Source organism: Campylobacter sp. (assembly GCF_020024835.1).
In the GTDB taxonomy this organism is placed as follows: Bacteria; Campylobacterota; Campylobacteria; order Campylobacterales; family Campylobacteraceae; genus Campylobacter_D.
On sequence record NZ_JAHHTD010000001.1, the window covers coordinates 14,312 to 40,804 of the forward strand.

At 28.6% G+C, this 26,493-nt stretch carries 28 protein-coding genes and 1 tRNA gene; 17 read left to right on the top strand and 12 right to left on the bottom strand.

Annotated features, from left to right (window positions below; all coding sequences use genetic code 11):
* Positions 1-15: 15 nt before the first annotated feature.
* Positions 16-1,116 carry an HP0729 family protein gene (locus tag QZ429_RS00070; protein WP_291946881.1) on the bottom strand — a complete coding sequence of 367 codons (1,101 nt, stop codon included), beginning with the start codon at positions 1,114-1,116 and terminating at the stop codon, positions 16-18.
* A 144-nt stretch (positions 1,117-1,260) separates the two neighbouring features.
* Between QZ429_RS00070 and rpmI the strand changes: the two genes are divergently transcribed.
* The 3 genes from rpmI (at position 1,261) to QZ429_RS00085 (ending at position 2,772) form a co-directional block, all read left to right on the top strand.
* The gene (rpmI, locus tag QZ429_RS00075) at positions 1,261-1,452 is read left to right on the top strand and encodes a 50S ribosomal protein L35 (RefSeq protein ID WP_012660788.1); all 192 of its coding nucleotides are present in this window, start codon (positions 1,261-1,263) and stop codon (positions 1,450-1,452) included.
* Positions 1,453-1,550: 98 nt separating this feature from the next.
* Complete coding sequence (gene rplT, locus QZ429_RS00080; protein ID WP_291946915.1) at positions 1,551-1,904, top strand: 50S ribosomal protein L20; 354 nt, start codon at positions 1,551-1,553, stop codon at positions 1,902-1,904.
* Positions 1,882-2,772 (top strand): DNA ligase, encoded by an 891-nt coding sequence (locus tag QZ429_RS00085; protein WP_291946918.1) that lies wholly within the window; start codon positions 1,882-1,884, stop codon positions 2,770-2,772. The genes rplT and QZ429_RS00085 overlap by 23 nt, the downstream gene beginning before the upstream one ends.
* Here QZ429_RS00085 and QZ429_RS00090 read toward each other — a convergent pair.
* Genes QZ429_RS00090 through QZ429_RS00105 form a run of 4 tightly spaced genes read right to left on the bottom strand, consistent with a single transcriptional unit; the run spans position 2,751 to position 6,481 of the window.
* Positions 2,751-3,572, bottom strand: coding sequence for a metal ABC transporter permease (locus tag QZ429_RS00090; RefSeq protein WP_291946921.1), 822 nt, complete (start codon positions 3,570-3,572; stop codon positions 2,751-2,753). The genes QZ429_RS00085 and QZ429_RS00090 overlap by 22 nt on opposite strands.
* Positions 3,565-4,314: a metal ABC transporter ATP-binding protein gene (locus tag QZ429_RS00095; RefSeq protein WP_291946924.1), complete on the bottom strand. Its 750-nt coding sequence runs from the start codon at positions 4,312-4,314 to the stop codon at positions 3,565-3,567. The genes QZ429_RS00090 and QZ429_RS00095 overlap by 8 nt, the downstream gene beginning before the upstream one ends.
* Entirely contained in the window at positions 4,314-5,645 is a 1,332-nt protein-coding gene (locus tag QZ429_RS00100) for a nickel/cobalt transporter (protein WP_291946928.1), read from the bottom strand. The genes QZ429_RS00095 and QZ429_RS00100 overlap by 1 nt, the downstream gene beginning before the upstream one ends.
* Positions 5,642-6,481 (bottom strand): zinc ABC transporter substrate-binding protein, encoded by an 840-nt coding sequence (locus QZ429_RS00105; protein WP_291946931.1) that lies wholly within the window; start codon positions 6,479-6,481, stop codon positions 5,642-5,644. Before QZ429_RS00105 ends, QZ429_RS00100 begins: the two co-directional genes overlap by 4 nt.
* A 118-nt stretch (positions 6,482-6,599) precedes the next feature.
* Here QZ429_RS00105 and QZ429_RS00110 point away from each other — a divergent pair, with 118 nt between their 5' ends.
* From QZ429_RS00110 to QZ429_RS00145, 8 genes are read left to right on the top strand one after another with little or no spacing between them, the layout of a single operon-like run.
* On the top strand, positions 6,600-6,950 hold the full coding sequence (locus tag QZ429_RS00110; RefSeq protein ID WP_291946934.1) for a transcriptional repressor: 351 nt from the start codon (positions 6,600-6,602) through the stop codon (positions 6,948-6,950).
* Complete coding sequence (locus QZ429_RS00115; RefSeq protein WP_291946937.1) at positions 6,947-7,654, top strand: class I SAM-dependent methyltransferase; 708 nt, start codon at positions 6,947-6,949, stop codon at positions 7,652-7,654. Before QZ429_RS00110 ends, QZ429_RS00115 begins: the two co-directional genes overlap by 4 nt.
* A 36-nt stretch (positions 7,655-7,690) precedes the next feature.
* Positions 7,691-9,247: a type I restriction-modification system subunit M gene (locus QZ429_RS00120; RefSeq protein ID WP_291946940.1), complete on the top strand. Its 1,557-nt coding sequence runs from the start codon at positions 7,691-7,693 to the stop codon at positions 9,245-9,247.
* The gene (locus QZ429_RS00125; protein ID WP_291946943.1) at positions 9,244-9,408 is read left to right on the top strand and encodes a hypothetical protein; all 165 of its coding nucleotides are present in this window, start codon (positions 9,244-9,246) and stop codon (positions 9,406-9,408) included. Before QZ429_RS00120 ends, QZ429_RS00125 begins: the two co-directional genes overlap by 4 nt.
* Position 9,409: 1 nt before the next feature.
* Positions 9,410-10,609 (top strand): restriction endonuclease subunit S, encoded by a 1,200-nt coding sequence (locus tag QZ429_RS00130; protein ID WP_291946946.1) that lies wholly within the window; start codon positions 9,410-9,412, stop codon positions 10,607-10,609.
* A gap of 9 nt (positions 10,610-10,618) precedes the next feature.
* Positions 10,619-13,696, top strand: coding sequence for a type I restriction endonuclease subunit R (locus tag QZ429_RS00135; protein WP_291946949.1), 3,078 nt, complete (start codon positions 10,619-10,621; stop codon positions 13,694-13,696).
* Positions 13,689-14,912: an SIR2 family protein gene (locus tag QZ429_RS00140; protein ID WP_291946952.1), complete on the top strand. Its 1,224-nt coding sequence runs from the start codon at positions 13,689-13,691 to the stop codon at positions 14,910-14,912. The genes QZ429_RS00135 and QZ429_RS00140 overlap by 8 nt, the downstream gene beginning before the upstream one ends.
* Positions 14,909-16,810: a DUF87 domain-containing protein gene (locus QZ429_RS00145; RefSeq protein ID WP_291946955.1), complete on the top strand. Its 1,902-nt coding sequence runs from the start codon at positions 14,909-14,911 to the stop codon at positions 16,808-16,810. Before QZ429_RS00140 ends, QZ429_RS00145 begins: the two co-directional genes overlap by 4 nt.
* Before the next feature lie 82 nt (positions 16,811-16,892).
* Here QZ429_RS00145 and QZ429_RS00150 read toward each other — a convergent pair whose 3' ends face one another.
* Genes QZ429_RS00150 through QZ429_RS00170 form a run of 5 tightly spaced genes read right to left on the bottom strand, consistent with a single transcriptional unit; the run spans position 16,893 to position 20,436 of the window.
* Positions 16,893-17,288, bottom strand: a complete 396-nt coding sequence (locus tag QZ429_RS00150) for a hypothetical protein (RefSeq protein ID WP_366559212.1) — start codon at positions 17,286-17,288, stop codon at positions 16,893-16,895.
* A 10-nt stretch (positions 17,289-17,298) separates the two neighbouring features.
* Complete coding sequence (pyrC, locus tag QZ429_RS00155) at positions 17,299-18,294, bottom strand: dihydroorotase (protein ID WP_291946959.1); 996 nt, start codon at positions 18,292-18,294, stop codon at positions 17,299-17,301.
* A gap of 9 nt (positions 18,295-18,303) precedes the next feature.
* Positions 18,304-18,534, bottom strand: a complete 231-nt coding sequence (locus QZ429_RS00160) for a replication/maintenance protein RepL (protein WP_291946962.1) — start codon at positions 18,532-18,534, stop codon at positions 18,304-18,306.
* Complete coding sequence (locus QZ429_RS00165) at positions 18,527-18,889, bottom strand: diacylglycerol kinase (RefSeq protein WP_291946966.1); 363 nt, start codon at positions 18,887-18,889, stop codon at positions 18,527-18,529. The genes QZ429_RS00160 and QZ429_RS00165 overlap by 8 nt, the downstream gene beginning before the upstream one ends.
* Positions 18,889-20,436: a phosphoethanolamine--lipid A transferase gene (locus QZ429_RS00170; protein WP_291946969.1), complete on the bottom strand. Its 1,548-nt coding sequence runs from the start codon at positions 20,434-20,436 to the stop codon at positions 18,889-18,891. The genes QZ429_RS00165 and QZ429_RS00170 overlap by 1 nt, the downstream gene beginning before the upstream one ends.
* 92 nt (positions 20,437-20,528) lie before the next feature.
* On the opposite strand from QZ429_RS00170, the gene QZ429_RS00175 reads away from it, so the two are divergent.
* The 3 genes from QZ429_RS00175 to sodB all read left to right on the top strand — a co-directional run bounded on the left by QZ429_RS00175 (position 20,529) and on the right by sodB (position 22,193).
* Positions 20,529-21,287 carry an exodeoxyribonuclease III gene (locus QZ429_RS00175; protein WP_291946972.1) on the top strand — a complete coding sequence of 253 codons (759 nt, stop codon included), beginning with the start codon at positions 20,529-20,531 and terminating at the stop codon, positions 21,285-21,287.
* 82 nt (positions 21,288-21,369) lie between these two features.
* Positions 21,370-21,444 (top strand) — tRNA-Glu (locus tag QZ429_RS00180).
* 95 nt (positions 21,445-21,539) lie between these two features.
* Entirely contained in the window at positions 21,540-22,193 is a 654-nt protein-coding gene (gene sodB, locus QZ429_RS00185; protein WP_291946975.1) for a superoxide dismutase [Fe], read from the top strand.
* 165 nt (positions 22,194-22,358) lie between these two features.
* Here the strand turns inward: sodB and purM are convergent, their stop codons facing one another.
* Complete coding sequence (gene purM / locus QZ429_RS00190; protein WP_291946977.1) at positions 22,359-23,348, bottom strand: phosphoribosylformylglycinamidine cyclo-ligase; 990 nt, start codon at positions 23,346-23,348, stop codon at positions 22,359-22,361.
* A 57-nt stretch (positions 23,349-23,405) separates the two neighbouring features.
* Between purM and coaE the strand changes: the two genes are divergently transcribed.
* Genes coaE through QZ429_RS00205 form a run of 3 tightly spaced genes read left to right on the top strand, consistent with a single transcriptional unit; the run spans position 23,406 to position 25,427 of the window.
* On the top strand, positions 23,406-23,999 hold the full coding sequence (gene coaE, locus QZ429_RS00195; RefSeq protein ID WP_291946980.1) for a dephospho-CoA kinase: 594 nt from the start codon (positions 23,406-23,408) through the stop codon (positions 23,997-23,999).
* Entirely contained in the window at positions 23,996-24,748 is a 753-nt protein-coding gene (gene dapF / locus QZ429_RS00200) for a diaminopimelate epimerase (protein WP_291946982.1), read from the top strand. Before coaE ends, dapF begins: the two co-directional genes overlap by 4 nt.
* The gene (locus QZ429_RS00205; protein ID WP_291946985.1) at positions 24,720-25,427 is read left to right on the top strand and encodes a glucosaminidase domain-containing protein; all 708 of its coding nucleotides are present in this window, start codon (positions 24,720-24,722) and stop codon (positions 25,425-25,427) included. Before dapF ends, QZ429_RS00205 begins: the two co-directional genes overlap by 29 nt.
* On the opposite strand, the gene QZ429_RS00210 is transcribed toward QZ429_RS00205, so the two are convergent.
* Positions 25,424-26,482 (bottom strand): ATP-binding protein, encoded by a 1,059-nt coding sequence (locus QZ429_RS00210; RefSeq protein ID WP_291946987.1) that lies wholly within the window; start codon positions 26,480-26,482, stop codon positions 25,424-25,426. The genes QZ429_RS00205 and QZ429_RS00210 overlap by 4 nt on opposite strands.
* Positions 26,483-26,493: the final 11 nt, after the last annotated feature.

Here is a 26,493-nt window from a genome sequence, read left to right on the forward strand (position 1 = left end):
AGAAAGTATTGTGTATCACAATACTTGTGTGTTATTTAGGCTTTGCTTTTGAAGTAAAATTCCTTTTAATACGCTAAAAGTATCTATACCTAAGATGAGATTTCTTAATTTTTTAGTTTGTTCTATTGAAGGAATTTTTTCATGCACGGCTGCATTTCTTATGTCTTGTAAGGTATTGATATGTTTAGAAAGTTTATAAATGATGAAATTTTTGCATTTGATTTCAAGTAAATTTTGAATTTGTCTATGTATAAGTAGAAATTTCATAGTGCCTATATTTGGCTTGTGCTTAAAAAAATCATCTAAGGTATAAGATCTTTGTTGCACGCTGTAGCTTATATTTTTTATACTCTCATCTTTTTGATAAAGTTGTAAAAATATTTTTTTACAAAAATCATAAATTTCATATTCTAAAGTTTTAGAATATTTTACTATGATAGAAGTAAAATCATACAAAGGATTTTGCTTATTTTCATCAAATTCTATTTCAGCACATATAAGATTACTAATGCTATCAGGGTGCAACATATTAAAAAGTTTATTTCCAAATATATATTTTTTAAAAATATCTTGGACTTTAAGGTATTCTTGGCTTTTATAAATATCTAAGCAATGTTTGCTTTCATCTAAAAAATAATCAATCTCATTTTTTTGTTTGATAATTAAAGGGTATATATATGAATTTCCGTAGATAGCATAGGAATTATTTTTGTAATTTGGCGTAATAAAATTTGATAAGTAATGATTTTTAATAGTTGTAAAATCTTCACAAACTAATTCTCTTAAATCCTCTATGATAAAATAGTTTTCAATATTTAGTTTTTTTTCTTTATAATAATTTGGCAATAAGCTCTCATCATCTAAATTTTTGCTCACTTGTATGACTTTTGCTACAAACAAATTTGCATAATCACTTAAAAAAAGTTGCAAAGGATTATTTTTGCTAGTGCTAGCATAAATTTCATCTAAGTCTTTTTCAAAAGAATTATTTTGATCGTTGATTTTTGATTTTATTTTAGCAAAGGCAACTTGACCTTTGTTAAGTAAAATTTGCAAATGTTCTTTGATAACATTATCTTGATAGTAAGGATTATAAAGTATTAAAATATTATTCATAATTTTCCTTGAGTTAGTATTTATTTTTTGATATTTTACTTAAATATAAAGCAATTTATCAAGAATAAATTTAATTTTTCTAAAGCATAATCATAGTAAAATGGTAGCTTTCTTTTTATGAAAAAAATTATCCAAAGGATACATATGCCAAAGATGAAAAGCGTTAAAAGTGCTGTTAAACGCTTCAAAGTAGGTAAAAATAAAATCAAAAGAGGCTCAGCTTTTAGAAGCCATATTTTGACTAAAAAACCTGCTAAAAGAATGCGTGATCTTCGCACTTCTAAGTATGTTCATTCAACCAATGTTAAAGCGGTTGAAAAAATGTTAGGAATTTAAGCTCGCTTAAATTTAGTTTTTGACAAAAAAGTCATTCAAACTCCCCTTTAAAAAGGGCAAGATTCGTTCAACGGACGCCAATTTGTGAAAGGATAAATATGGCAAGAGTAAAAACAGGCGTTGTAAGACGTCGCAGACATAAGAAAATTCTAAAGCTTGCACGTGGTTTTTATAGCGGTCGTCGCAAACATTTTAGAAAAGCTAAAGAGCAATTAGAAAGAAGTTTGGTCTATGCGTATCGTGATAGACGTCGTAAAAAACGAGATTTCCGCCGTCTTTGGATAGTGCGTATCAATGCAGCTTGTAGATTAAATGGTATTAGTTATTCAAAATTTATAAATGGTCTTAAAAAAGCAGGCATTGAGCTTGATAGAAAAATTTTAGCTGATTTAGCGATGAATGACGCAGCTGCTTTTGCTAAAATTGCAGATGCTGCTAAAAAAGCACTTTAATCTTATAGCAAGGCTTTTTAGCCTTGTTTTTCTTTATATATCTTTTTTTAATTTTCTTTTTGCAAAAGATATCTTACTTTTTAAAACTTATGATGAAAAAATCTTTCAAGATAAAAATTTAAGTCATTATTTAATGAGCGAAAAGCTTGATGGCGTAAGGGGAATTTGGAATGGTAAAAGTATGCAAACAAGAGCAAGAAATCCTATAAAACTTCCTCAATTTTTCACAAAGAACTTTCCAAATTTTCAATTAGATGGTGAGTTATGGATACAAAGAAATTCTTTTGAACAAATATCATCTTTAGTGCGTCAAGAAGATACTAATTTACAACACTGGAAAAATGTAACTTATAACGTCTTTGATGTGCCAAATGCTTGCGAAGAATTTAAAATCACTTTATGCACTTTAGAAAATAGATTGCAAATTTTAAGGGATTATTTATCTAAAAATCCTAGTAAATTTATAAGGATAATTCCACAAATTCGCATTAAAAATCAAGAGCATTTAATGCAATTTTACCAAGATTTAATAGCACAAAATGCAGAAGGGGTGATTATAAGAAAAAATGACGCGTTATATGAAAGAAAGCGATCTGATAATGCTTATAAATTAAAGCCTTTTAAAGACGCAGAATGTATGGTAAAAAAACACTATGAGGGCAAGGGCAAATTTGCAGGAAAAATGGGATCTTTATTGTGTGAAGGATATATTGATGGTAAAAAAGTAGAATTTAAAATAGGTTCAGGCTTTAAAGATAAAGACCGCATTAATCCCCCAGCCATTGGATCTATAATCACTTATAAATACACTGGCTTTACTGCCAATAAAAAACCAAGATTTGCTACTTATTTAAGAATGTATAGGTGATTTTTTAGGGTATTAAAGCAAAGATAAATTACAAAACCTATACAAGCAGTAAATATAATGCAAGCACCGCTAGATAGATTAAATATATAACTAAAAATTAATCCCACCAAACAAAATATCAAACTCAAAATACTTGCATAAAACATCATCAATCCGAGTTTTTTACTCAATCCTTCTGCTATAAAACTAGGTATGCTAAGCAAAGCGATAATTAAAATCAAGCCGACAAGTCTTATACTCATAACTATACACAAAGCTATCATAAAGATTAAAATATAATAAAACAAACTAGCATTAATGCCTCTAGTTTGAGCAAATTCATTATCAAAACTAATGATTTCAAATTGTCTATAAAAACAAATAATAAGTATCATAAAGATAAGATCACAAATTAACATTAACAAAAGATCATCATAAGAAACAGCTAAAATACTACCAAATAAATATGCCATTAAATCATTATTATAACCAGGACTTAGATCAATTAAAATAATTCCAATAGCCATACCAAGAGCCCATATAACAGCAATAATACTATCGCTTCTATGAGGATAATATTTGCTTAAATATGCCACCATAAAAGCTAAAATAAGTGTAAATAAACTTGTGCTAAGTAGTATAGGCAAGGCAAAATAAAATGCCATTCCAATGCCACCAAAAGCTCCGTGTGTGATACCACCTGCCATAGAAATAAGTCTATTTATCATCACTAAGCTTCCTACACATCCACAAGCTATGCTAATTAAAATTGAAGCTAAAATTGCGTTTTGAAAAAAATTAAAATTTAAGATTTCAAGCATTGTATCCCTTGCATAAACAAGAATTTAAACTCATTTCCACATCACAAATATGATTGTGATTTTGATATAAATGCTTAATATGATCGATTTTAGCTTGATTTTTAACATTAGTATGTATAAACATTTCTTTATTTAAGTATGCAATTTTATCGCTATATGCTAAGATGATATTAATATCGTGGCTAATGCAGATAATTCCTATATTTTGTTGGTGTAGTTTTTTTAGTAAATCAAAAATTTGCAAAGCATTTTTAGTATCAACATTTGCAGTTGGCTCATCTAGTATAAGTAACTTGCAGGAGCTAACTAAGGCTCTTGCTATGAAAATCCTTTGTCTTTGACCGCCACTTAAAGTATTAATTTGTCTATCCCAAAAATCTTGCATATTAACTTGTTTTAACGCTAAAAGAGCTATTTGTTTATCTTTTTTTGTATAAAAGCCAAAAATTTTTTTATCTACTTGACCCATTAATACTACTTCTAATACTCTTGCAGGAAAATTTACATTTGCTAATGTATTTTGCGGAACATAGCCTATTTGATTTGCTTTTATGTTATTAAATTTTATTTCATTTTTGCTTTTTAAAAGTCCAAGTATGAGTTTGATTAATGTAGATTTTCCACCACCATTTGGACCTATTATAGATAAAAAATCATTACTATCATAATGTAGATTGATATCTTTTAACACGCACTCATTATTGTATGCAAAATTTAAGTTTGTAATCTTAAACAACTCCATTAAAATACACCTGCTTTTGTATTAATAAATAAAAACATACCAAAAAACAACATAGCGATAATTCCTAAGTATTCTAATGTAAGTCTTAAGCGTTCTTGTTTTAAGCTTTTGTGAAATTTATTTGTGCTGATTGCAAATAAAAACAATATAAAACACATTCCTAATGTTATAAACACAGCTGAACTTATAGCATAAAAAAAGCCAAATTCATAAGCAAAAACAAACAATAAAACAACTCCTGGACAAGGCACTAAAGCCGCACTTAGTATAATGCCCCATTCATTGAGTTTGCTATGGTTGCAACAGGTGCAATTTGATTTGTGCTTGTGTAGAATTTTTTTACTTAGCATAAATAAAGCTATAAATATAATACACAAACTAGCAATTTGAGTTAGTATATAACTTGCTTGATTATTGACATCTTTTAATAAATTTTCAAGTAAAATTACACCTATGCTTACGAGTAAAAATGCACTTATAATGTGAATAACACCTATTCTTAAAACAAAATAGAAAATTTTTAAAAGAGAGCTTTTGTGCGTCATAAAATAAGCACTAGTTAGCATTTTTGCGTGGCCTGGAGCACTAGCGTGAAAGACTCCATAAGCAAAAGAAATAGATAATAATATTAAAAAAGTTTTTATATCAAATTCTTTTTGTAATAAATTCTTTATATAAGCGAAAAGTTCATTATTTAGTTGATTTAATTTAAAGAGTAAATTTTGTGATTGTTTAGGAGTATTTTTGCTTTTTTCTGCAAGTGTTAAATCAGGTATTTTTCCTTGATGAATTTGTAAAAACATAAGGTTTAAGTTAGGATTTAAAGCAAGATAATAATTAAAATCAAGTGTCATAAAGCCATCATTTTTAAATTTAAAATTAAAAAATCCTTCATCATCGTGAATTTGTATGCTAAAAGTCGTTTTATCTTTAATAGGTAAATTTAATATAACTTTGTATTCAAAAAATAATTGTGAATTTTTTGTGTATAAAATAGGATCTTTAAATTCTTTTATATAAATAGTATCATCTAGATCGTAAAATTGAAATTGTGTTAAAAAATTTTTAGGCTCTATGTAGTCTAAGAGTGTGTATTTTATATTTACAATTTCATCATCATCAAGCTGATTGTTATAGTTTAAATCATAATTTTCTATCAAAACATTAAAAAATTCTTCTGAAAATTCCCATTTTATATCAATTTGAGTAAGATTTTCTTTACTAGTGTTAAAATCTAAATATACATTTGCAGAAGGTGTATAGGCTGCACATAAAGCACAAGCATATAGACCTTTAAAAGTGAAAAAAAATAAAATAAATAAAATTCTCATTGTAATGCCAGATTGAGAGCATTTACACTTTTTAATAACTCCTCATCCCAGTTTCTTGCAAGATGATTTATAGAAATTATCTTAGCATTTAATTCTTTAGCTAAAGTTTTTACCGCATTTTCTGAAAATCCTGGTTGTATAAAAATTATACGTATATCTTTTTCTTTTGCAAGTGAGATTAAATTTTGCAAATCTTTTGCTTTTGGTTCTTTACCATTAATTTGCACTGGGATTTGTATGAGATTGTATCTTTTTGCCAAATAAGCCCAACTAGGATGATATACAATAAATTCATTTTTTTTGATATTTTGTAATTTTGCTTTGATTTTTTCATCTAATTCATCTAATTCTTTAAGAAAAATTTTTAAATTTTCTTCATAAAATGTTTTATTTTGTGGGAATACTTCACTTAAAGCTTTGCTGATATTTTTAGCTTGAATTTTTACTAAAATAGGATCAAGCCATACGTGAGGATCTTTTTCGTGCTCGTGATCTTTATGATGATCTTCCTCCTCGTGTTCTTCAAAAAGTTCGATATTTTGATTGATATTAACAATTTTTACATTTTTTAAAGTATTTTTAAATTTTTCTTCTAAGATTTTTTCAAGTTCTAAATCAGCTAAAAAATAAATTTTACTTTCTTCTAATTTTTTTAAAATTTGAGGTTTAAATTCTACATTGTGCTCATCTGAATTTTGCGGTATAAGAACATTTATCTCTACGCTATCTTTTGCGATTTTTTCTACGAAAAATGCTTGAGGTGGTATGCTAACACTTACTATAGGTTTAGCAAAAATAAAAACACTACAAATACACAATAATAATATTTTAATCATCACTTCTCCTTAAAAAATCAAAATTATACATAATGCAACTTAGTTGCGACTTAAGTATAAAGTTGCAATTATGGGATTTTTTTGTGCTACAATGCTTTTTTATTTTAAGGTGCAAACAATGGAAGCAGTCAAAATACTAAAAAAATACAATATACCCATAACAACTTTACGCTTAGAAATTTTGCAAATTTTAGCTCTTACTAAAATACCTCTAAGCTATGATCAATTTGATCTTCAAGCTAATAAAACAAGCTTTTATCGCAATATGGAGCTTTTTGAAAAGAGTGGTATTGTGATTAAAAGCGAACTCAATCGTAAAAGTTTTTATGAATTAGCCAATCAAGCAAAAGCCCATTTTGTGTGCGATGTGTGTCATATTATTAGCGATATTAAAATGCCTAAAATTAAAGGTGTAATTAAGAGTGTTGTAGTAAAGGGCATATGTGAAAAATGTGAGGACGGACGATGAATTTATGGGATAAAAAGGCGAAAACTTATACAAGATATGATGAAAAATTAAATGAAATTCAAAAATTAACTTTTGATAAATTAAAGGCTTTAAATATACATTTTGATAATAAATATATTATAGATATTGGCTGTGGGACAGGAGTTTGGACCTTGCATTTAGCTAAAAAAGCAAAGGAAATTTTAGCTATTGATAATGCTAAAGCTATGCTAGAAATTTTAAAACAAGACGCATTAACTCATAATATAAATAATATCAAAACATTAAATATAGACTTTAAAGATTTTTGTGAAAATTATAAATTTTCATTTGATTTGGCCTTTTTAAGTATGTCTCCTGCTTTACAAGAGGAAAAAGATTATGCAAATTTTTTAAATTTAGCTCCTAAAAAAGTATATTTAGGCTGGGCAAGTAAGCGTAAAAGTAGCTTTTTAGATCCTATATTTGAGCATTTTAATACCGAATTTAAAGGTTTTTACAAACAAGACTTTCAAAATTTTTTAGATATTAAAAGTATTCCTTATGAGTGTGAAATTTTTAGTGAAACTAGAGTGGTAAAAAGAGATAAAGAAAGTGCTATGGAAAATGCTTTATGGCATTTGAGTATGAATGGCATTAGCATAAGCAAACAAGACTTAGAGCCTTTTGCAAAAGATGAGGTAGAAGAAATTATAGAAGCTAAGATAAAGTTAATTGTTTGTTGATATAAGGAAAATTAATTTTATAAATAAGGGTAATTAATGCAAGATAAAAACATAGAGCAAAACGAGCTTTATAAGACGATATGGAAGGTTGCAAATGAGCTAAGAGGGGCAGTTGATGGCTGGGATTTTAAGCAATATGTGCTAGGGATAATGTTTTATCGCTATATCTCTGAAAATCTTACCCGATATATTAATATCAATGAGCACAAATACAATAGCAAGGATTTTGATTATGCCAAACTCTCTGATGAGCAGGCAAGCAATATAAGAGATACTATTATCAAAGAAAAGGGTTTTTTCATCTCTCCAAGCGGGCTTTTTGTAAATGTAGTTAAAAATGCACAAAATGATGAGAATCTAAACACAACGCTTGAAAATATATTTAAAAATATTGAGCACTCAAGCATTGGAACAACTTCAGAGGATAATGTCAAGGGCTTATTTGCGGATTTAGATGTTAATAGCAATAAGCTTGGAAATAGTGTCAAAACAAGAAATGAAATGCTAAATAAGCTTCTTAATGCAATCAATGCAATGGAGCTAAGAGAGTATCAAAACAGCACTATTGATATATTTGGCGATGCTTATGAGTATCTTATGGGTATGTATGCAAGCAGTGCGGGTAAAAGTGGAGGGGAGTTTTTCACCCCTCAAGAGGTAAGCGAGCTTCTTGCACGCATTGCAATTGGTGATCAAAAATCACTTAATAAGGTTTATGATCCTTGCTGTGGGAGCGGTTCTTTACTCCTTAAATTTGCCAAAGTGCTAGGCAAAGAAAATGTAAAAGATGGCTTTTATGGGCAAGAAATCAACCTAACCACTTATAATCTTTGTCGTATTAATATGTTTTTACACGATATTAATTATAATAAATTTAATATCGCACACGGCGATACCCTTCTTGATCCAAAGCATCAAGATGATGAACCTTTTGATGCTATAGTCTCTAATCCTCCTTATTCTACAAAATGGGTAGGAGATGCAAATCCCTTGCTTATCAATGATCCTAGATTTGCCCCTGCTGGGGTGCTCGCCCCTAAAAGTAGTGCGGATTTAGCCTTTAGTATGCATATGCTTTCTTATCTTTCTGCCAAAGGCACTGCTGCTATTGTAGAGTTTCCCGGTGTGCTTTATCGCACAGGAGCAGAGAGAAAAATCAGAGAATATTTAGTCAATAATAATTTTGTAGATTGTGTTATCGCACTTCCTGCTAATCTTTTCTTTGGGACAAGTATTGCAACTTGTATTTTAGTGCTAAAGAAAAATAAAAAAGATGCAAAAACGCTCTTTATCGATGGGAGTGCAGAGTTTGTTAAAGATGGTAAGAGAAACAAACTCACAGAGCAAAATATCTCTAATATTTTAAGAATCTATAAAGCAAGAGAGGAGCAAAAGCATTTTTCAAGTCTTGCTTGTATGGAGCAAATACAACAAAATGATTATAATCTTTCAGTCAATCGCTATGTAGAGCAAGAAAATACAGAGGAAATCATTGACATCAAAGCACTAAATCAAGAAATCAAAGAGATTGTAAAAAGGCAAACAAGTCTAAGAAAAAGTCTGGATTCTATAATCGAGGAATTGGGGGAATGAAAGAGTTTAAAGTATCCTCGCCCAAAGGAGCACGGGCTATTCATAGCCCTGAGATCTCTAAACTGGGAAAAATTATAGCATTTTTAGGCAAAGCCTTGCAAGAAAATAAAATAGAGCAAATGATAAACTTAGCCACATTGCTAAGATTTAAAAAGGTTTAAGATGAATAAAATAGAGCAATTGATTGAAAAGCTTTGTCCTAATGGCGTAGAGTTTAAGGCGTTTAAAGAAATTGGCGTGTATGTAAGAGGGGTTACATATAAAAAATCTCAAGAAATACCAAATTGCGATAATGGTATAAAAGTGCTAAGGGCAAACAATATTGATATTTTTTACAATAGATTAAATTTTAATGACATAAAGACAATAAGCAGTTTAGTTAAAATTAAAGAAAACCAATATCTAAAAGAAAACGATATTTTAATTTGTGCTGGAAGTGGAAGTAAAGAACATATAGGAAAAGTTGCTTTTATCTCTCAAGATTTAAACTATGTTTTTGGTGGTTTTATGGGGGTTTTAAAAATTAATAATCCATTGGTAAGTAGTCGCTATGCTTTTCATATTTTAACAAGTTCAATTTTTAAAATTCATTTAAATAAAGAACTTGCTTCTACGACTATCAATAATTTGAGCTCTACGATAATAAATGATTTCAAAATCCCCATTCCACCTTTAGAGATTCAGCAAGAAATTGTAAGAATCCTAGATACTTTCACAGAACTTAATGCAGAACTTAATACAGAACTTAATACACGCAAAAAGCAATATAGCTATTATCGTAACTATTTGCTAGATTTTGGAACACCGGAGAATCCAAAAAATGGCGTAGAGTTTAAGGCGTTGGGGGAGGTGTGTAAAATTTATAAAGGAAGCCAACTTAACAAAATGTTGCTTTATAGTAATGGTAAATATCCTGTAATAAATGGTGGCATTTTGCCTTCTGGATATTGGGATAATTTCAATGAGGAGGCTAATACAATTACAATCAGTCAAGGAGGGGCTTCTGCTGGCTATGTGAATTTTATAATTTCGCCTTTTTGGGCTGGTGCGCATTGCTATGTTATTAAGCAAAAATATAATGATGTATTATATAGGTATGTTTATTTCTTTTTAAAAAAATGTCAAAATTTAATGATGAAATCACAATTTGGAGCGGGTATCCCTGCATTGAATAAAAGTGATATTGAATCTCTAAAAATCCCCATTCCACCCTTAGAGATTCAGCAAGAAATTGTAAGAATCCTAGATCAATTTGAAGCCCTTACAAGTGATTTGTGTCAAGGCTTACCCGCAGAGATAGAAGCAAGAAATAAGCAATATGAGTATTATAGAGCTAAGTTATTAAGTTTTAAAGAATTATAAGGAGAAGTTATGCAAAACCCCTATGAGCTTTTGTGTCAAAGTGATTTAAGCACCGTTGTTTATGAGTATGAGCCTAGTTTATCAAGAGATGATACTTATCAAAGTGAAGCACAATTAGAAAAAGAATTTATTGGGATTTTATGCAAGCAAGGTTATGAGTATGTGAAGCTAACTAATATCAAAGAGCTTGAAGCCAACCTAAAAGAGCAAATTCAAAGGCTTAATAATTTTAGCTTTAGCCCCAAAGAATGGGAGGAATTTTATAAGGGATATATCACAAATGATAAAGAGGGCTTTAAAGAAAAGGCAAGAAAGATTCAGCAAGATTATATCTATACGCTAAAGCTTGAGAATGGTCTAAGCAAAAATATTAAATTACTTGATAAAAGCAATATTTTTAACAATCACTTACAAGTGATCAATCAATACCAAGTGCAAGGAAAATATAAAAACCGCTATGATGTGAGTGTGCTTATCAATGGACTTCCTCTTGTGCATATTGAGCTTAAAAAAAGAGGCGTAGCACTCAAAGAGGCTTTTAATCAAATCAAGCGTTATGCCAAAGATAGCTTTTGGGCTGATGGAGGGATTTTTGAGTATGTGCAAATTTTTGTTATCAGTAATGGCGTGCATAGTAAATACTACTCAAATACCACTAGGCAAACAGCACTAGGTAAAAAGGTAGATAGCTTTGAATTTACAAGCTTTTGGACTGATGCACGCAATAAGGTGATTTTAGATTTAGTTGATTTTGCTAAGACCTTTTTTGCAAAACATACCTTACTTAATCTTTTAATGCGTTATTGTGTTTTTACAAGTAATGAGGATTTGCTTGCGATGCGTCCTTATCAAATCGTAGCAACAGAGGAGATTCTCAAAAAAATCAATATCTCTCATTGTAATAAGAAATATGGCAATGTTGGAAATGGGGGTTATATCTGGCACACTACAGGCAGTGGCAAAACACTTACAAGCTTCAAAACCGCACAGCTTGCAGTAGGATTGCCTTATATAAGTAAGGTTTTGTTTGTGGTGGATAGAAAAGATTTGGATTATCAAACGATGAAAGAATACGATAAATTTCAAAAAGATAGTGCAAATTCCAATGCCAATACAAGCATTTTAAAAAAGCAATTAGAAGATCCAAATGCAAAAATCATCATCACCACCATTCAAAAGCTTGATAAATTTATCAAAGCCAATGCAGGACATCAAGTCTTTGAGGAAGAAGTTGTAATGATTTTTGATGAGTGCCACCGCTCGCAACTTGGCTTGATGCACAAGGCTATTATTAGGGCGTTTAAAAAATATCATCTTTTTGGATTCACAGGCACGCCTATTTTTGTGCAAAATTGTGATAAAAATAATCCCAAAGGCACAACAGAGGAAAAATTTGGCGCTTGCTTACATCGCTATACCATTATTGATGCGATTAATGATAAGAATGTCTTGCCCTTTAAGGTAAGCTATGTTAATACCATAAAAGAAAAAGAAAATATCATAGATAAAGAAGTGCGGGCTATTGATACACAAAAAGCACTTTTAGATGATCGTAGAATTAAAAAGATTGCTAAATATATTTTAGATAATTTTGCACATATTACAAAGCATAAGGAAAGTTATACATTTCATAAGCTTGAAAATATCCAAGAGCTTGTAAAAAATTTCAAAAAAGTAAAGGAAAAAAGGGTGCAAAGCCTTATGAGTGGGTTTAATTCTATCTTTGCTTGCTCTGGGATTGATGCGCTTAAAAAATATTATCAAGCTTTTAAAAGTATGGAGCATCAACTTAAAATAGCCTGCATTTTTAGCTATAGCCCTAATGAGGATTTTGATGGATTAGATGATGAGAATAATGAAGGAGTGCAGGGGCTAGATTCTAACTCAAGGGATTTTTTAGAAAATGCGATAAGAGATTATAATGCAATGTTTGCAACAAATTATGATACTTCAGATAAGGGATTTCAAAACTATTATAAAGATGTCTCTTTGAGAATGAAAGATAGAGAGATTGATATTTTAATCGTAGTAAATATGTTTCTTACAGGTTTTGATGCCACTACACTTAATACGCTTTGGGTGGATAAAAATCTAAAATATCACGCCCTTATACAAGCTTTTTCAAGGACAAATAGAATCTTAAATAGTGTAAAGACTTTTGGAAATATTGTTTGTTTTAGAAATTTAGAAAATGATCTTAATGATGCTCTTAGTCTTTTTGGCAATAAAGATTCTAAGGGCATTGTATTGCTTAGAAAATATCAAGATTATTATTATGGCTATGTTGAAAATGGCAAGGAATATGAGGGTTATGAGGCTTTGATAGGGCGTTTGCGTGAGCACTTTGCTTTGGGAGAGCAAATCATTGGTCAAACAAAACAAAAAGAATTTATCAAGCTTTATGGAAAAATCTTAAAAATGAGAAATATTTTAGAATGCTTTGATGAATTTAGAGAGGATAAGCTTATTTCTCAAAGGGATTTACAAAATTATCAAGGAATGTATCTTGATTTGTATCGTGAGCTTAGAGGATTAGGAGATAGCAAGGAAAAAGAAGAAATTAATGATGATATTGTATTTGAAATTGAGCTTATTAAGCAGATTGAAATTAATATTGATTACATCTTAAAGCTTATTAGAGATTATGCACAGGCAAAAACTAAGGAGCATAAGGGAGTGATTAAGCAAGAAATTGAATCAGGACTTAGTGCAAGTTTATTAATGCATAATAAAAAGGACTTGATTTTAGAATTTGTAGAGAGCATAAACCCTCAAAGTCAAGATGTGATTTTAGATTTTGAAAACTTTATTGCACAGGCAAGATCAAGGGAATTTGAAGAGCTTTTAAACGAGCATAAACTCCAAAAGCAAGAGGCTTATGAGTTTGTCAAGAGGGCTTTTGAGTATGGGCATATGGATTTTACGGGCACAGAATTTCCCAAAGTGCTTCCAAAAGAGCATTCCTCATTCTTTAGCAAAAACTCTAATCGCGAGGCGACAAAAGAAAAGATTTCAAGGGTGCTAATGCAATTTTTTGAGAGATTTTATAGCATTTCAAGCTCTGTATTTGGAGATAATGATGAGTAAAGAGCAAAAACAAGAAAAGCAACAAGAGGGTGGAAAAATTTTTTTCTATCAAGGAGTAAAAGAAGTTGGGGGAAATGATGAAAAAAAGTTAGAAATTATTAAAACAAAACTTGTTGATTTATTTAATATCAAAAACATCAATTTTCTCTTTGGTGCTGGAGTGAGTAATAACGCAATCCCAACAATGAATGAATTACAAGAAAAAGTTCAAAAAGAGATCAGAGAAAAAGAGCTGATAGAAGTTTTTTTAGAAGTTAAAAAAGAAAATAGTCGCAATTTAGAAGAAATCTTAGAAATTCTTTATTCTGGGCAGTCGTATTTTGAAAAAACATCACAAACTGATAATTCTAGGCTTAAAAATATTAAAAAGCTTATTGAAAAAATTGAAAATACAATTTTTGAAGCAATTAATATTGATTGTTTTGCGAAAAAAGATGTTATGCAAAATTATAAAAATTTTTATCAAAAGGTAATGTATCGTAATAAGGAACTTAATCAGATCAATGTATTTACAACAAATAATGATTTATTTAATGAAATGGCGCTAGATAGCTTAAACATTGATTATAACAATGGCTTTGGCGGTGGTTTAATTCGCTCTTTTAATCCTGCAAGATTTGAATATATTTTTTCAAAGAGAATGGATGAGAGTATGCAAAAGTATGAGCCTATTAACCATATGGTTTATTTGTATAAATTGCACGGATCGATCAATTGGATTGTTAAGTCAAATGATTCTTTTTTTGATATTCAAGAAATTAGTATTCAACCAAAGCAACAAAAGCCAAATGAAAGTTTGCTTATTTATCCAACACCTTTAAAGGAAAGCAAGAGTCTTACTTCTCCTTATACAGATATGATTAGAGAGTTTCAAAAGAAATTATCTTATCCTCATAGCGTGCTTTTTATTATCGGGTATAGTTTTAGTGATGAACATATTAATTCTATTATTTATAGAGCACTTGCTTCAAATGCTTCATTGTCTATTGTTGTTTTTGCAGATAAAAATAAGATCCAAAAAAAAATCTGCGAGATAGATGATAGAAGAATTTATACAATTTATGGAAAAGAGCAAAATAATAAGACAATTCATTACTTTGATTACATTGTAGAGAATTTTATTCCTCATATAGATGAAGAGCAAGACAAAGAGATGCTTGAAAGATTTATCAAGGCTTTGAAACAGGAAGGCAAAATAAATGAGGGTGAAAAATGAAAATTGGCAAAATCACTTCAATACAATTTAATCAATTTAAGGTGCAGATCTTTTCTGACATCAAGGGTGGCTCACTTAATGTCAAGGGAGAGGTTTATTATTTTGGAAATATTGGTAGCTATCTTAAAACAACAAATACATTGGGAGAGACAATTATTTGTGAAGTGATTGCAATTTTTGATTCTGATGCAAAAAATGTGCAACAAACTTTTAATATTGGAGGAAATAGGGAGTTGCTTTTAAAGCCAATTGGGACTTATCAAAACAAAAATTTTTCACTAGGAATTGGAATCTATCCTAGCCTTTATAGTGATGTAAAACTTGTAAAAAGCGAAGATTTAAATCATATTCTTGTGCAACAAGGCGATAATTATAGATTTGAGTTAGGCATTAGCAAGAATCTTATTAATTATCGTGTTGAAATAGGGATTGATAGTTTTTTCAACATTCATTCAGCTATTCTTGGAAGCTCTGGGAGTGGGAAATCAAATACAATTGCCCATATTCTTCAATCTATTTATAAAAACAAAAACCCTTCTGTAAGCGGGGCTAGAATCATTATTTTTGATGTGAATGGTGAATACAAGCAAGCATTTCAAGAAGGATTTAGCAATGATATAAAAATAAAATACTTTAAGCCAAATATTAAAAACCAAGAAGATGGATATAAACCCTTTTATATGCCGCATTTTTTGATGAATTTAGATGAGTGGAGTGCTTTTCTTTTGGCTACTGATGCCACACAAAAGCCATTTTGGGATAAGGTATTACAAGAGGCATATCGATTTTATAAGATTTCAAATTCCAATGCTAAGCAAGAAAAATACATCAATTATCTAAGACATAAGCTTTGTTTTTTGGCAGAACAAACTTTAAAACAAACAGATTCAGATACAGTGATAGTTACAACAACATTTTCTCTTCTGTCAAAAATCATTAGTCTTGTTAAAGATATGCATCTACAAAATAAGAATGAATTACAGGAGATTATCCAAGATGCAGAAAATTTGCGTGAGCATTGCAAGATAAATTTTGGAAAACAAGATGAAAGATTGTCTAAAGTCTTAGAAAAAATTAAAGAAAAAGTTAAATCTGATGAGCTTAGGGAAATTTATGAGCAAAAAATCAAAAATGAGGCGTTTTTTGATTATAAGTTTTTAAAAATCTCTACAGAGTTTGTTTTGCTAGATGAGGAAGTAAGAGGTAATAAAATGATGCGAGGATATGTTTCAACAATGCTTAATCGTTTAGATTACTTTCTTGAAAATTCAGAATGTGATTTTATGAGAGAAAATAGTAATAATATAAAAGATAAGCAAGGATTTATGCATTTTCTTTGGGGTAAAGAGGGAGAAGAAAATCAACTAATAATCATTGACACAAGTGAGTTAGAAACAAATATTTTAGAAACACTTACAAGCGTTGTTTCAAGATTAATTTTTACAGAAAAGAAAAGAGAAAAAGGCGAGGGAAGGAGAAAAAATCCTGTGCATCTCATTTTAGATGAAGCACACCGATATATTAGAAAAGATTATAAATATTTGCTCAAAGATAACATCTTTGAGCGCATTGCGCGAGAAGGGAGAAAATATTCACTTTATCTTTTGATTTCTTCACAAAGACCTGCTGAATTATCAGAAACGGTTTTGTCTCAATGTGCAAATTTTATTATTCATCGCATTCAAAATGAAAATGATATGCGTCATATTTATTCTGTTTTGCCTTATTTTTCAGATGATTTTGTCAATAAAATCAAACAATCCGTTCCTGGTGAAGCGTTGGTTTTTGGGAATTGTGTTCCAATGCCTATGCATATTAAGATTTATAAATCTAATCCTGAACCACATAGTAAAAATTGTGAAATCTCAAAAGAATGGTTTAGGATACGAGATACTTAGCAATATTTATTTTAAATTTATTTTTGTATTTTTCAAATACTTGAACTATGTATTTACAAGCAGGGTTATAGTAAATATAAGCTTAAAAAACATAAAAATCTAAAGCAAGTGATGAAATGATGATTTCATTTTTATCGTTTAAATTTAATAAAATAAAATTTAAATAATCTGTTAAGATGATATTTGGGCTTAATTTTGTGTATTTTCTAATTTGCTCACTTTTTATAATAACGTCAAGATTTTCATTTACTCTTTTATTTTCTATGTAGCCTAGCGTTAAAAAATCTTTTGTAACTAAAAAATCAGGAGCACCTCTGCCTTCTTTGTCGTTGTTTGGCTCTTGTTTGATGTAAATTTGATTTGCTTTGTCTTGAGTTTGTTTTATGGAATTTAAAAAATTTTCTAAAGCACTGCGGTGTGTGTGTTCTTTATCGCTTGGGGAGATATTTTTGATTGCTTCTAGATAGGTTTTTAGCATTAATTTCCTTTTAATTTACAACTTTAAATTCTAAATTCTTTCCTGCCATAAATGGCACTACATCGCCGTATTTTTGAGGCACTTGCCATTCTTGTTTCTCTAAGGTGATGATTTTATCTTTTTCAAATTTAAGATTATGGATTTTACAAGCATTATCACTAATGAATTTTTGTAAATTTACTTCATTTGAATTTTTTTCAAAAAGTTCAGCTAGTATCACGAGTGCCACAGGTGCGCTAAATACTCCAGCAGCACAGCCACAACACTCTTTTGTGTGCAATAAATGAGGTGCGCTATCGCTACCAAACATAGCTTTTTCATAGCCACTAAAGGCAAGCTCGCAAAGTGCTTCTTTGTCTTCATAGCGTTTTGCTATAGGCTTGCAAAATAAATGCGGATCCATTTTGCCACCTATTACATCATCAAGTGTTATGATTAAATGGTGTAAGGTTATAGTTGCATATAAGTTCTCATAATCTTTTAGTAAATTGCATAAAACTTTAGTAGTAATATGCTCCATAATTATCTTTAAATTTGGAAAATTTTTAGCTAAATTTTCATAGATTTTTGCAAAATTTGCTTCTCTATCCATAACAAAATCATTGGTTTCGCCATGGACTAGCAAAGGTATATTTAAATCACTCATAGCATTTAAAGTAGGTTTTAATTTTTCTAAATCAAAGCTTGAAATTCCATTATCAGAATTTGTTGTTATGCCAGCAGGATAAAGCTTGATAGCAAATATTTCATTTTTAGCAAGCTCTAAGAATTTTTCCTCATAATTTTGAAAAAAAAGAGTCATAAAAGGCGTAAAATCTTCATCTAAGCACGCTTTTAAAATACGATTTTTGTAAGCTTTTAAATCATTTAAATTCGTCAAAGGTTGTATTAAATTTGGCATTATAACACCAGCTTTAAAATCTTTCGCACTTAGTGGTGCTACTAAAGTTAAAACCTCTTCATCTCTTAAATGTAAATGCATATCTAGTGGATTTTTAAGTATCATTTTTTTCTCCTATTTTAGTTTATATAAACCATTTTTGAGTTTTTCTAGCAAAGCCTTTTCCTCTAAAAATTTAAAAGTATTGATTATAGTAGGTTTGCTTATATTTAATTTTTTACTAAGCTCTTCAATGCTAATAAAAACAAAACCATTTTCATCGGCATTTAAAGCTAAAAATTCTATAAGCTCAAAACGTTTTTTTCCATGAATTTTTTCACATAAAATTTTAACACGCTTATCCATATAAAAGCCATTTGATTAAGATAAAACACCAAGTGCTTATAGCAAATAATACACTAAAAAATACCCCCGCACTTGCACAATCTTTTGCTTTTTTAGCTAGTAAGTGAAAATCATTTGTGCAAAGATCTACGCAAGCTTCTATGGCGGAATTTAAAGCTTCTATGATTAAAATCAAAACTAATACAAAAATCAATACAAAATGCTCTATAAAATTTATAGGCAAAAAAAGACTTATTATAATTAAAGGTATGATTATCAATGTTTCTATCTTAAAAGCCATCTCATCTTTAAATAAAAATTTAATTCCACTTAAAGCATAAGAGGTATTTTTAAATAGGGAATAATTTGGCTTCATTAAGGATTTTCCTTTAAATTTTTACTAAATAAATCATAATTTTTTTCATATTCACTGGTATTGATATTAAAATATCCCAACAAACTTGAAAAAAGGTTATCATGAGATAGTTTATAATCTTTTTTAGCTTTTAATGTTTTGCTTAAATTAGTATCATTGCTCCAGAAAATCATAGGTATATGAGTTTGCTCTTTTGGAGCTATAAAATAAGGCATTCCATGAAGGTAAATTCCATTTTCTCCTAAACTTTCACCATGATCTGACATATAAAGCAAGGAAGTTTCTTGAGTGGAATTTTGTTTTAGCATATTTATAAGACTTTTTATAATAAAATCAGTATATAGTAAAGTATTATCATAAGTGTTAAATAATTCTTCTTGAGTGCATTTTTGTAATTCATTAGTATCGCAAGTTGGGGTAAATTTTTTAAATTCATCAGGGTAGCGTTTAAAATACGATGGCCCGTGAGAACCTTGTAAATGAACGATAATGATTTTGCTTGAAGTTGTGTTTTCTAATTCTTTTTTAACTAATCCGAGCAAACTTTCATCATAATTTTCTGAAATAATTTTATTTTTGATACGATTGCAATTTCCTTTACAACCTCCAGAATTATTATCAAGCCAAATACTTTGCACTCCAACTTTTTGCAAAATATCTAAAATATTTTCTTCATATAAATTATCATTAAAAGTTTCTTTTTTATGCCTTGAAAACATACAAGGTAAGCTTTTTGCAGTAGCTGTTCCGCACGAACTTACTTGATTAAAATATATGAGATTTTCTTCGTTTTTTGTGTAAAAATTAGTGTCGTTATTGGTGTATCCGCCTAAGGAATAATTTGCTGCTCTAGCGGTTTCTCCAACGACTAAAATCATAATTTTTTTAGGGTCTTTTTCCCATTTGGCATCTGAGGCTATAGTTTGGAGGTATTTTTGTGAGGCAAGCTTTAATTTTATGTATTTAATACTTGAATAAATTTGATAAAAAGGAGTGTTATAGACTCTTATTTCATTATAAGTTCTTAGAAAAGGTATGATATTTTTTGAAAAAATACCAAGTAAGCCAAAAACAATAATAAAAGCTACTAATATAGTATAAAATTTAATCAATAAATGTTTTTTAAAATTACAATAATGAATTTTTATTTTGATGATAAAAAAAGTAGGGATAATAAAAGTAAAAAATATATATAAAAACATTTTAATATTTAGCAAGTCAAACACTTCTTTTGTATCAGTTTGCATAGCATTTTTAATCATATCACTATCAATAATCACGCCATAATTTAACATAAAATAACTACTAATTGAACTTACCGCAGTAAAAAAAATCATTAAAATTTTGCTAAGATAAGGTAAAAATAATAAGGCAAAAATCCCAACTAATAACCCAAAATAAATAACAATATACAATATCACATAATAACCATCATTATTAGCGTATAAGTTATTGTAAATGTAAGAAAATAATTTAAAATTTATAGCACTAATATAAATAGCACTAATAAGCACGAATTTAAGCCAAGAGATATTAAAAATTTTCATATTTTCCTTTCAAACAAATAAAGATTATAAATTAAAATAGTTAATTTATATTATTAGCTTTATGATATGATTATGATTTTTTAAGGATAATTATGAAATTACTTTCGTGGAATGTAAATGGCTTAAGAGCTATTTGTGATAAGAATGCATTAGACTGGATAGAAGAAGAAAATATTGATTTTATAGGTTTTCAAGAAATAAAAGCACACGAAGAGAAATTTCCAAAAAGAATTTATGAATATAATTTTAATCATATGTATTTTAATAGTGCCAAAAGGGCTGGCTATTCTGGTGTTATGAGTTTGTGTAATTTTGATTGTGAAACTAAAAAGTGTGAATTTTTTGATGATGATGAGGGTAGGGTTTTAGAGCATAGATTTAAAAATATTGTGCTTTTTAATATTTATTTTCCAAACGGACAAAAAGATGATGAGCGTTTAAAATTTAAGATGAAATTTTACACTGATTTTTTAGTTTATTTAGATAAGCTTTTAAAGGAAGGCAAAGAGATTATCATCTGTGGTGATGTCAATACTGCTCATAAGGAGATTGATTTAACACACCCTAAGGCAAATGCCAATACCTCTGGATTTTTGCCTATGGAGCGTGCTTGGATTGATGATTTATTAGCACTTGGTTTTATTGACACTTTTAGAGCAATTAATGGGGATATAAAAGAAAAATATTCTTGGTGGAGCTATAGAATGAAAGCTAGAGAAAGAAATGTAGGCTGGAGAATTGATTATTTTTTTATATCTAATAATTTAAAAAATAAGCTTAAAAATGCTTTTATAAAAGATGATATTTTAGGTTCTGATCACGCTCCTGTAGGGATAGAATTAGATATTTAAAAAGTTTTAATTATTTGCCTAAGAAATTATAAAATTAATCAATCATTAAGTAATAAAAATATACAATTACCTCTTTTAAAATGGCCCATTCGTCTAGCGGTTAGGACATCGCCCTTTCACGGCGGTAACACGAGTTCGAGTCTCGTATGGGTCACCACTTCGTATCTTCTAGCTATTATAAAGAGTTATTTAGTTTTTAATTTATCTGTGTTAAAATTATTTGCATAAAATTTAAATATTAAGGAGAAAGATATGTTTGAGTTAAGAAAATTACCTTATGAAGTAGATGCTTTTGGGGATTTTTTAAGTGCTGAAACTTTTTCTTTTCATTATGGAAAACATCATCAAGCTTATGTAAATAATCTAAATAATCTTATCAAAGATACTAAATTTGAAGGCAAAGATTTAGTTTATATTATTAAAAATTCAGATGGTGGTATTTTCAATAATGCAGCACAAGTTTATAATCACGATTTTTATTTTGATTGCATAAAGCCAAAAGTATGTTGTGGCTGTGGTTGCTCTTTATATGAATCATTTAAAATGGCAGTTGAAAAAGATTTTAATTCAATGGAAAATTTAAAAGATGAATTCATAAAAGGTGCAACAGGAGTTTTTGGGTCAGGGTGGTTTTGGCTAGTTTATAATATTAAAAACAAAAAGCTAGAGCTTGTTGGGACAAGTAATGCAGCTACACCTATTACAGAAGATAAAATTCCACTTTTAGTGGTAGATATTTGGGAGCATGCTTATTATATTGATCATCGTAATGCTCGCCCTGTGTATTTAGAAAAATTTTATACACATATAAATTGGGAATTTGTGTCTAAAGCTTATGAGTGGGCCGTTAAAGAAGGTATTAATTCTGTAAGTTTTTATGCTAATGAATTACACCCTGTAAAATAACACAAATTTTTAATAAATTCCACTGAAATTATATGTGGAATTTATTGTTATTATTGACTTAGAATGCAATAATACAGCATTTAATTTATTATTTTTATTTGATTATATTTTATTAATACTTGCAAAATTTAGATTTATAGATTGATATTTTATTATAAAATATAGCTATTCTAAAATAATCCCTTCATTTAATATCACTTCTCCTATGATATAAGCATTTGAATTTTCTAAAATTTTACTCACATTAGCAGGATTTACTACCATTACCATTCCTACGCCCATATTAAAACTTCTATACATTTCATTTTCTTCTACGCTTTGACCTATTTGATAAAATATTTCTTGAGTTTTTAAATGGTGCTTTTTAATCACTGCTCCAATACCTTGTGGGAAAATTCTAGGTAAATTTTCTACCAATCCACCGCCTGTAATATGTGCTAAAGCATTGATATAAGGCTTTAATTTTAAAAAATCTTTTACATAAATTTTTGTAGGCTCAAGCAAAATATCAATTAGCGTTTTATCCCCTATTTTATCATCAAATTTAAGTTTTTGCACTTCAAATAATACTTTTCTAGCTAGAGAATATCCATTAGAATGAAGACCACTGCTAGGTAAAGCTAATAAAATATCACCATTTTTTACAAAAACTCTTCTATCTATTTCGTCTTTTTCAGCCATTCCTACCGAAAAACCAGCTAAATCAAAATCTCCTATATGATACATACCAGGCATTTCTGCGGTTTCTCCTCCTATTAAAGCACATTTTGCTTTTTTGCACCCATTTGCTATACCCATTACAACTTTTTTAGCATTTTCAACTTCTAATTTTGCACTTGCATAATAATCTAAGAAAAAAAGTGGAGTAGCAAAATTACAAATTAAATCATTCACACACATTGCCACTAAATCTTCACCTATGGTGTTGAAATTTTGTGCATCAATTGCAAGACGTAGCTTTGTCCCAACTCCATCAGTCGCAGCTAACATTACGGGATTTTTAAAACCTTGTGGCATAGCAAAAGCACCTGAAAAAGAGCCTATTCCACCTAAAACATTTTCATTAAAAGTTTCTTTGACTATAGGCTTTATAGCCTCCACAAAGGCATTGCCATTATCTATACTTACTCCAGCATCTTCGTAGCTTATATTCATTTATATTCCTTTAAGAATTTAAAGGTATTTTAGCTAAAAATCTTTTAAGGCTAAATTATGCAAAATGCTTATTTTGTAACTTCAAGTATAGCAGGTGGAAAATCAACCTTTATCAAAATAGTTAAAAATTTAGGATTTGATACTATAAGTGCTGATGAAATTACTCATATGTTATTAAATAAAAATGCACAATGTATTGCAAAACTTTTTGATGATTTGATTTTAAATATTGATGGTAGTGTAGATAGAAAAAAACTTGGAAATATAATTTTTAACGATTTATTTGCTAAAGAAAAATTAGAAACTTTCATTCATCCAAAAATTAAAGATGAAATTTTAAAACAAGCTATAAAAATTGATAAAAAAAATAAAGCTTTTTTTATAGAATTACCATTATTTTTTGAAAATAATAATTATCAAAATTTAGGGAAAAGTATTTTAATTTATGCACCAAGAGAGCTTTTGCTTCAAAGACTTATGTTAAGAGAATGTATAAGTAAAGATGAAGCATTAAATAAGATAAATTCCCAGCTTGACATAGAAAAAAAGAAACAAATGGCTGATTATGTAGTAGAAAATATATATAGTTATAAAATATTTGAAAAAAGTGTGTTAAATTTTTTAAAATACAACTTAAAGGTTATTGTGTGAAATATTTTAAATATTGTGCTAGCGGAAATGATTTTATTATATTTGCAGATGAAGAAAAAAAAGATAGATCTAAAATAGCACAAATTCTTTGTAATAGATACGAGGGCATAGGTGCAGATGGGTTAATAGCGATAATCCCTCATAAAAGGTATGATTTTCAATGGCAGTTTTATAATTGTGATGGAAGTGAAGCAAATATGTGCGGTAATGGCTCAAGAGCAGCAGCACATTTTGCACATCATTTTTTAAAGAAATCTAAATATTTAAATTTTATTACCGGTGCAGGACTTATTAAATCTTATGTAGAAGATGATATGGTTGAAGTTAAATTAAGTAGTGTTGAAAATATTAAAGAAGCCTTTAAATACAAGCAAAAGCAGTGGCAATTATGCGATACAGGCGTCCCTCATCTTGTAACTTTTGTAAATGATTTAAATGATTTTGATGAAAAAATATGCAAAGAACTTCGTCAAAAATATAATGCGAATGTAAATTTTGCTAAAATTGTAAATGATAGATTGCTTATGGTAAGAACATTTGAACGAGGTGTAGAAAGTGAAACCTTAGCGTGTGGAACAGGTATGAGTGCGTGTTTTTATTTAGCACAATTAGATGAAAAAGTTAAATCAGAAGTTACAATAAAGCCAAAAAGTGGCGAGGAATTATTTTTTAGATTTGAAGAAAATCAAATATTTTTTAAAGGAAAGGTAAAGTATTGTTTTGAAGCTAATTATAATTTTTCTTATTAATTGTATTTTATTACAAGCTAAATTTATCCCAGGTTTTGATGAAAGTTTTTATACTCTTGATATTAATCAAAAAAGAGAAGTATTTATAGGAAAAATTAACACCTTGCTTGATAATTCTTTTAAAAATATAGAAAATGAACAAGAATTTGTAAATAATTTTTTTAATGAAGCATTAAAATTAAATTTTAGAAATTTAAATCAAACAGCTTTAAATAGATTGATAGAACTAAAGGAAAAATACAGAATAAAAAATTTATACGACATACAAGAGTATCAAAAAAAAATTCAAAAAATCCCTAAATCTTTGGCCATAGCTCAAGCTATTATAGAAAGTGCTACCGGAACGAGTCGTTTTGTAAAAGAAGCAAATAATCTTTTTGGAGAATGGACTTGGGGAGAAAAAGGTTTAGTGCCTAAAGAAAGAAGTTTAAATAAAACACATAAAATTAGAATTTTTGATACTTTAGAAGAAAGTGTTGATTCTTATGTTTTGAATTTAAATCGTCATTATGCTTATGAAGATTTTAGGATATGGCGTCAGAGTATATTAAAAAAAAGAGAAAAACTAGATGGCAAAGAAGCAGCTAGATATTTAGAAAAATATTCTGAAATAAAAAATAAATATATCCAGTTAATTTTAGCTATCATAAAAAAACATAAATTAGATAAATTTGATTAATTTCCTAAAGCCCACTCATCAAATGGAAGCAGTAAAATTCTAACCCCATTGATAAAAAATTCAGTATTTTGCGAAAGTGTGATAACAAAAATCGAAGAAATCTTAAGATGATTTTTACTAAGAATTTTTTTAATTTTTAATAAAATTAAATCTTTATCTTTAAAAGGTAAGCACAAAAAAGCAATTTTTAAATTTGGGATATAAAAATCAAAATATTTAGTATAAAAAATTTCTTGTTTAAATTTAAACATTTCATTTAAAACTAAATTTTCAAACAAAGCATTAAAATCTTTTTGTATGCTTAAAGAGTTTTTTAAAGAAAAATCCCAAAAATATACTTTTTTTAAGTTTTTTTCATAATTTTTCACAAAATATAAAGTGTAATTTTGTTCTAATTTTGTTATATTTTTGTATAAAGTATCTTTTGAAATTTGCATTTTTTCTTTCATCGATTTAAATAAATCATTGGTGCTAAATTCTCCAGAGATATTTGAGGAGATAAATTTTAAAATATTTAATTCTAAAGGGCTATAAAAACTTTTTAAATAAGTAGAATTTACTTCTTGGTTTTGAGTTATAGTGTTTCTTCCAATATGCAAAAAATAACTTACCATAGATTTTATATCAATATTTTTTTTATTTAAGCTTATGAATTCTTCAAAATCTAAAAAGTCAAGATGAAGTTCTTCAAAATCATTTAATTTAAAATCAATCATATTAACACTTAATATGATTTGTAAATTTAAATGTTTTAAAATACTAAAATCAAATTCATAGCAAAAATTACAAAGCACTAAAAATTTAATTTGAGGATTGTAAATTAAAAAAGAATTAAGATGTAATAAACTTTTTTCATCAAATTTTAAATCAGCACAATCAATAAAGAGTATATTTTCATTTTTATAAGAAGATAAAAAATTTAAAATAAGATTTTTTTTACCGCTGGCAAATCCACCTTTTACGATGAGATTTTTATTAGTTTGAATTTGAATTTTTCTTTCTTTAAAGCTTTGATTTTTTGGATAATTATCATAAAAAAATTGTAATATCTTCATAGTTATAAATT